Annotated in this window: 6 protein-coding genes; all 6 read right to left on the bottom strand. The window is 71.4% G+C overall.

What is annotated here, in order from left to right; all coding sequences use genetic code 11:
• Window positions 1-67: 67 nt before the first annotated feature.
• The 6 genes from araB to ACWEOE_RS38970 all read right to left on the bottom strand — a co-directional run bounded on the left by araB (window position 68) and on the right by ACWEOE_RS38970 (window position 6,400).
• Window positions 68-1,759, bottom strand: coding sequence for a ribulokinase (gene araB, locus ACWEOE_RS38995; protein ID WP_452018345.1), 1,692 nt, complete (start codon window positions 1,757-1,759; stop codon window positions 68-70).
• A 75-nt stretch (window positions 1,760-1,834) separates the two neighbouring features.
• A complete protein-coding gene (locus ACWEOE_RS38990; protein WP_452018343.1) occupies window positions 1,835-2,860 on the bottom strand; it encodes a LacI family DNA-binding transcriptional regulator in 1,026 nt (341 codons plus the stop codon).
• 102 nt (window positions 2,861-2,962) lie between these two features.
• A complete protein-coding gene (locus ACWEOE_RS38985; RefSeq protein WP_452018341.1) occupies window positions 2,963-3,388 on the bottom strand; it encodes an MmcQ/YjbR family DNA-binding protein in 426 nt (141 codons plus the stop codon).
• A gap of 200 nt (window positions 3,389-3,588) precedes the next feature.
• Window positions 3,589-4,134 carry a hypothetical protein gene (locus ACWEOE_RS38980; RefSeq protein ID WP_452018339.1) on the bottom strand — a complete coding sequence of 182 codons (546 nt, stop codon included), beginning with the start codon at window positions 4,132-4,134 and terminating at the stop codon, window positions 3,589-3,591.
• Between the two features lie 85 nt (window positions 4,135-4,219).
• Entirely contained in the window at window positions 4,220-5,188 is a 969-nt protein-coding gene (locus ACWEOE_RS38975; RefSeq protein ID WP_452018337.1) for a GNAT family N-acetyltransferase, read from the bottom strand.
• Window positions 5,189-5,233: 45 nt separating this feature from the next.
• Window positions 5,234-6,400 (bottom strand): LLM class flavin-dependent oxidoreductase, encoded by a 1,167-nt coding sequence (locus tag ACWEOE_RS38970; protein ID WP_452018335.1) that lies wholly within the window; start codon window positions 6,398-6,400, stop codon window positions 5,234-5,236.
• Window positions 6,401-6,488 lie beyond the last annotated feature (88 nt).

The raw sequence follows: 6,488 nt of genomic DNA, 5'->3' as shown, positions 1-6,488 counted from the left end.
CGCCGACGGCTCAACGTGTTGTGGGCGATGATCCGCGACGGGAAGTGCTACCACGCTTCACCTCCCGTCACCGCAACCGCTTGACATCACGATTGCGATGTCCTTTGTCTCCAGTGGTGCGGGTGACGGCTTCGCGGCGCCGGGCCGCGAGGCGGTGCAGCACGTCGCTACCGCCGCGGCCGAAGTGGTCGTGCAGCTCGCGGTAGTCGGCGTAGAGGCGGTCGTAGGCGGCGACGTTCTCGGGCACCGGCTGGTACACCCCGCGCCGCACCGACCCCATGGCGCGCGCCGCGGCGGTGATGTCGGGATGCGCGCCCGCGGCCACGGCGGCGTGGATGGCGGAGCCGAGCGCCGGGCCCTGCGCGGAGCCGATCACCGAAAGCGGCAGGTTCACCACGTCGGCGTAGAGCTGCATGAGGAAGGCGTTGCGGATCAGCCCGCCCGCCACGATCAGCTCCGTGACCGGCACTCCGGAGCGCCGGAAGGCCTCGATGATCGTGCGGGTGCCGAACGCCGTGGCCTCCAGCAGCGCGCGGTAGGTGTCCTCGGCGCGCGTGGTCAGCGTCTGCCCGACGACCACGCCGGACAGCTCGTGGTCCACCAGCACCGAGCGGTTGCCGCTGTGCCAGTCGAGCGCGAGCAGGCCGTGGGCCCCGATTTCCTGGTAGGCGGCGAGCTCGGTGAGGTGTTCGTGCAGCGTGACACCCGAACGGCGCGCCGCCTCGTGGTAGCTCGGCGGCACCCCGTGGTCGACGAACCAGCCGAAGATGTCACCGACGCCGCTCTGCCCGGCCTCGTACCCCCACAGCCCGGCCACGATCCCGCCGTCGACGACCCCGCACATGCCCGGGACCTCACGCAGCTCCTCGGCGTTGAGCACGTGGCACGTCGAGGTGCCCATGATCGCCACCATTCGCCCGGGCTCGACGGCTCCCGCGGCGGGCGCGGTCACGTGCGCGTCGACGTTGCCGACCGCGACGGCGATGCCTTCCGGCAGGCCCGTCCACGCGGCCGCTTCGGCCGTGAGCGAGCCGGCGCGGTCACCGAGCCGGCCGAGCGGCCGGTCGAGCTTGCCGGTCACGAAATCCGCGAACCCGGGGTTGAGCTCGGCGAGGAAATCGGCGCTCGGGTACTCGCCGTCCTGCAGGATGCCCTTGTAGCCGGCCGTGCAGGCGTTGCGGACGTAGGTTCCGGTGAGCTGCCAGACGATCCAGTCGGCCAGCTCGACCCAGTGCGCCATCGCCGCGTACACGGCCGGCGCTTCCTCCAGCACTTGCAGCGCCTTCGCGAACTCCCACTCCGAGGAGATCAGGCCGCCGTAGCGTGGCAGCCACTTCTCGTCGCGGGCCCGCGCCAGCTCATTGATCCGGTCGGCCTGCGGCTGCGCCGCGTGGTGGCGCCACAGCTTCACGTACGCGTGCGGCTCGCGCTCGAACTCCGGCAGCTCGCACAGGGGCGTACCGTCCACAGTGGTCGGAACCACCGTGCACGCGGTGAAGTCGGTGCCGAGGCCCACCACATCAGCGGGGTCGGCGCCGGCGGCGCGCAGGGCGGCGGGCACGGCGTTGCGCAGCACGCCGACGTAGTCCGCGGGGACCTGCAACGCCCAGTCGGGCGGCAGGGGCGCGCCGGTCACCGGCAGCGTCCGGTCGAGGACGCCGTGCGGGTACTCGTACACGGCGGTGCCGAGTTCGGCGCCGTCGGAGACCCGCACCACGACGGCGCGGCCCGAGAGCGTGCCGAAGTCGACGCCGATCACGAGCGGCTCCTGAATGTTAGCGTTAACATTCGGAGGGTGCGGGGACACGGGGTTCTCCTTCGGTGGGGACCGCGCTCAGCGTGGTCCGGTGCTCTCCCGGACGATCAGCTCAGGTTGGACGAGGTGGCGCACGTGCCGGTCGCCGCCGGCCATGCGTTCGGTCAGCAGACCGAACGTGCGCCGGCCGACCTCGATGAAGTCCTGGCGCACGGTGGTCAGCGGTGGGGTGAAGTACGCGGCCTCCGGCACGTCGTCGAAGCCCGCGACGTGCACGTCCGCCGGTACTCCGATGCCGGCCTCGGTGAACGCGCGCAGCAGGCCGAGCGCCATCTGGTCGTTGGCCGCGAACACCGCGTCCAGCCCGGGTTTCCGGGCCAGTTCGCGGCCGGCGGCGTAACCCGAAGCGGGGCTCCAGTCGCCGCGGATCACCGGCGGCACCTCGGCGCCGTGGCGCTCCAGCGTCTCGCGCCAGCCGCGTTCGCGGTCGAGTGCCTCCAACCAGTCCTCCGGCCCGGCCACGTGCCACACCGTGCGGTGCCCGAGTGCGAGCAGGTGCTCGGTCGCGCGACGGGCGCCGTCGTACTGGTCCACGGAGATCACCGGGACCGGCGGCGCCTCGCCCCCGGCACCGCCGCCCCCGACGGCCACCACCGGCACCGCAGCGGGCACACCGGCCAGCGCTTTTCCGGCCGTGACGTGCGGTGCGATCACGACGATCCCCTCCGCGGCCTGTCGCCGCAGGCTCTCCACGGCGTCGGCGATGGAGGATCGGCCGGGCCGGCTCACGCTCGTGATCGTCACGGCGTACCCGGCTTCCCGCGCGGCGTTCTCGATGCCGTGCAGGGTGCTGGCAGGTCCGTACAAATTGGACTCGAGCGCGACGACGCCCAGCGTTCCGGAGCGGCCCGTCACGAGCGCGCGGGCCGCGGAATTGGGGCGATAACGCAGTTCCTCGACCGCGGCCAGCACGCGGGCCCGGGTCTCCGGGCGGACCGGGCCGGTGCCGTTGATGACCCGCGAGACGGTCATGTGCGAGACGCCCGCGAGCCCGGCCACGTCGGTCAGGCTCGCCTGCCGGTCTCCGGCCGCTCCTGTCGTCACGCTGTCACCGCCTGTTCGTCCGGGTGCCCCGCGTCACTCTTTCGGGCGGGTTCGAGGGCATAGTGTTAGCGATAACAGTCGCCCGGTCAAGACTCGGCTCGGTTACGACCCGGTCTTCTGACCGGCGAGCCACGTCGCACCCCGGCGGGCCGAGGCGCGCGAAAGCCACGCCTCGTGCACGACCTCCGCCAGCTCGGCGCGGCTGATCTCGCCGAGCCGGCTCGCGCGCACGAGCACCGAGAGGTGGCCGTTGAAGTGCGGCGTGGTGAAAAACGGGGACTTCTCGTCCTGGACGAGTGCTTCCTTGTCACCCTCGGACGGCACCCAGAACACGATCACGTCCGGGTAGCGTTCACCCGTCTCCGGGTCGAACGCGTCCGGGCGGGGGTTGCGGAAGAACACGAACGATTTGCCGCCGACCTGGTACACCGGCTTGTGCTCGGTTCCGGGCCAGATCTTGACGTGCGGCATCCCGAGGGCGAGCTCGTGCACGTCCTCGACACACGCGGGGCGGCTGTCGTCCGGCATGGGGGTCAGTGTAGAAGCCGGCGCCGTTGATCGCCGGGAGTCCACATCGGACCCGCAAACCGGTGCCGCGCGGAGCCCGCACGGCACCGGTGGTGGTTCAGGTGGTGGTTCAGCGCCGCCGACGGCTCACGCGCCGTGCGGTCCGGCGTGCGGTGCGGCGGGCGACCCTGCGCGATCCGAACATGGTGGGGCCTCCTGACTCAGGTGCGGCTGGGGGTGGCGGTCTCGAGCGCGTGCAGCTGCTGCGCTTCCTCCGCCGTGACCAGTCCGATGGCGACGAGGTCGAGCGGGCTGATGAAGCCGTCGGAGATGCGGAAGCCACCGGCCGACGCGATGGCGTCGCGCAGGGGGATGGCCCACCGGTGTTCGAGCAGCACGAGCGCGGCGGCCGAACCGTCCGGGATTTCCTCCAGCACGTCCCAGGCGTCCTCGTCGGAGAACACCTCGACGCCGTCCGCGGCGGCGTCGGCGCCGGCGACCGCGCCGGCCTCCATGCCTTCTTCGCCGTCGATCCCGAGCCCGATCAGCGCACCGACCTTGCTGCCGAGCTCGATCGCTTCCTCGTCGCTGATGTTGCTCAGGTGCGCGACTTCGATCTCGCCGTCGGAGTCCTTGTGCACGGCCAGCGCGTCGACCACGCGGACAGTGTCGGTCTCGCGCAGGCGTTCGAGCTCGTTGATGATCGCGCCGTGGAAGTCCGGGTCAGGGAATCCCAGCACGACGAGCTGGATGGGTCCGATCGTCATGGGTCTGCCTCCGTTCTGGGTGGCGTCCGACCTGTCGAGCATTCGCCGCGGACGTCGTGAACGGCTTCATCTGCGAGAGGTGACCTCAGACCTCGAGCGCCCACCGCACGTAGCGCGTCTTCGGCGCGAACCCGGCCCGCGTGAAGATCCCCGACGCCCCGGCGGGGCTCGCCGGATCCACGTTCAGGCTGGCGCGCTCGAACCCGTGCGCGGCGGCGGCCCGCAGCGCGTGCCCGAGCAGCGCGCCGGCGACACCGCGGTTGCGATGCGCGGGAACGGTCCCGAGAGCCGTCACGTGCGCGTCGCGCACTCCAGTGGCCGCGACGTCGGCCTCCCAGTGGTTGGTGATCAGCATTCCCACCGGGGTTCCGGTCGTGGTGTCCCGCAGGAGGAAACTGGCATCGGGCCGCAACGTGTGGTTGGTGAACTTGTTGCGCCAGAAGTCCAGCGGCAACGCCGGCGCGGCCCAGGTGTCGCGGTACGCCTCGTTGCGGGCCGCCAGGAAATCCTCGTCGAGGTCCGCCGCCCACGGCTCGAGCCTCAGCCCCGCGGGCATCACGGGTTCGGCCGGCACGTCGGCGAGCGGGCGTTCGAGCCGCTGGAGGTAGCGGGCGGGCGTGAAGCCTTGAGCACCAAGGAGTTCGGCCAGCCCGGCGAGGCCTTCGGCCTTGTACACGTCGACTGCGAGCTTCAACGTCGGGTGGTGCAGCGTGTGCAGCGTTTTCGCCGCCGCCACACCGACCTCCACCAGCGTGGTGCCCAGACCGCGGCGCCGGTGGTCCGGGTGGACGCCGCCGTCGAGGAGCACGCGGTGCGTTTCCTCGGCGAACCGCTTGTAGCGGATCTTCACGAACCCCACCAGCTGGTCCCCGGCGAAGGCCGCGAGGCTCGCGCGCTCGAGGTCCGCGCCGGGGTCCATCAGCTCCTGCAGGGTGTCCTCGGCGGTGTAGAGCTCGCCGATGCCGTCGACGGTGTCCATGGCGTTGAGCAGGTCAGCCGACGCCTGCGCGTCCTCGCGGGTGCGCGGGCGCCAGGTGAGGGAAACGTGGGACATGCGCCGGAAAGTAATTCACCCGCGAGGGCGCTGTCGCGCGGTTTCTCAGGCCGGCTGCGCGGATTTCTCCGCGTCGTGGCGTGCTTTCGCCTCCTCCAGCGCCTGGCCCTGCCGGCTGTGCAGCTCGGCACGCAGCTTCTTCGCCTGTGCCTCCGTGGCGGCGAGGCGGTCGAGCCGCTGCTGGAAGTGCGGGGCGACGGCCTCGGCGAACAGCTCGTAGTGCCGCGCCGTGGCGGCCGGGTTCGCCCATTCGTGCGCCATCATCAGGTACGAGCCGAACCCGCCCTTCGACTGCGCCTCCAGCGTGCCGATCTGGCGGATCGCGTCCTCCGGCGTGCCGATCACGCCGATGCCGCTGGCGTTGATCCAGTCGACGCGCTCGGTGAAGGTCGCGCCACCCGGCTCGAAGTGGGGGACGGCGGCGACGTGCTGCAGGTAGTCGCACCAGTCGTCGAGGCCGTGCTCGACCTCGGCGTAGGCTTGCTCCTTCGTCTCGGCCAGGTGCATCGGGCCGACGAGACGCCAGCCGTCGCGGTTCATCGAGGTGCCGAACTGCTCCGCCCGCTCGGTGGCGACGTCCCAGTGCTGGGCCAGCAGGTCGAGATCGCCGGTCAGCGTCGCGCCGATCGAGAGCAGGCTCAGGCCGTGTTTGCCCGCGATGCGCGGCCCCGAAGGCGATGCGATCGCGGCGACCCCGACCTCCAGCCCGCCCTGGGTGAAGGGCCGCAGCTGGCACAGTGCTTCGCGCAGTTCGTAGCGCGCGGTTTTCACCGTCACGGGTTCGGCGGTGTTGAGCAGCTGCATCAGCACGTCGGTGTCCTCTTCGAGCGCGCCACGCTGGGCGAGCGGGTCGAGACCGATCATCGACGCGTCGGTGGGCAGCGAACCCGGGCCGAGGCCGAGCATGAACCGGCCGCGCGTGAGGTGGTCGAGCAGGATCGCGCGGTCGGCCACCCACAGCGGGTTGTGGTACGGCAGGGACAGCACGCCGGTGCCGAGCTTGATCGTCCGCGTCTGCGCCGCGACGTGGGCGATGAAGATCTCCGGGCTGGCGATCAGCTCGACACCGCACGAGTGGTGCTCGCCGATCCAGGCCTCGTCGTAGCCGAGCCGGTCGAGGAGCTTGATCGTCTCGATGTCACGGGCGAGGGCCGCCACCGGGCTCTTGACCGGTGAGGCGTGGAACGGGGCCATGAAGACGCCGAAGCGCATGAGTCCTCCTTGACAACGCCGGCAAGGTGATCGCTTCCGCGACGGTAGCGCCGGTGCGGCGCGCCACCACGGGATCGCGGCGGAACCG

The organism is Amycolatopsis sp. NPDC004368, from assembly GCF_053602515.1.
This window is presented reverse-complemented; position numbering and strand designations above follow the sequence as displayed.